The following is a 571-nucleotide window of genomic DNA, read 5'->3' on the forward strand; positions in this document are numbered from 1 at the left end:
AAAAATGGCGCGGGCAAAAATGGGGGCGGCCTTTACAACGATAGCGGCGGCCAAGTAAATATTCCCAGTGGGGGGATCTCAGAGAATGGCGTCAGCCAAGATGGTGCTGGTATTTACAACAAAGGCACCCTCACCATTAGCAACGCGGGGATCTCCAAAAATGGCGCGGGCAAAAATGGGGGCGGCCTTTACAACGATAGCGGCGGCCAAGCAAATATTACCAACAGCGTAATCTCCAGAAATAATGTTGGCCAAGATGGGGGTGGCGTTTACAGCTTGGGTGTCCTTACCCTCAGCAGTATAACGATCTCTAACAATGGCGCCAGCCAAAAGGGAGGCGGCCTTTACAATGACAGCGGTGGCCAAGCAACCATCACCAGCGCGGGGATCTCTAGCAATGGCGTCAGCCAAGATGGGGGTGGTCTTTACAACAAAGGCACCCTCACTATTAGCAGCACGGGGATATCGGACAACGGCGCCGGTCAAAATGGGGGCGGCCTTTACAACGACAGCGGCGGCCAAGCAACCATCACCAGTGCCGGAATCTTCACCAATGGCGTTGGTCAAGATG

General features: G+C 54.5%; 1 pseudogene. It reads left to right on the plus strand.

Annotation, left to right across the window (positions count from 1 at the left end):
- A pseudogene (locus NW852_RS11295) lies at window positions 1–571 on the plus strand (hypothetical protein); the annotation flags it as partial.

It is taken from the genome of Synechococcus sp. H60.1, assembly GCF_047462335.1.
Classification (GTDB): domain Bacteria; phylum Cyanobacteriota; class Cyanobacteriia; order Thermostichales; family Thermostichaceae; genus Thermostichus.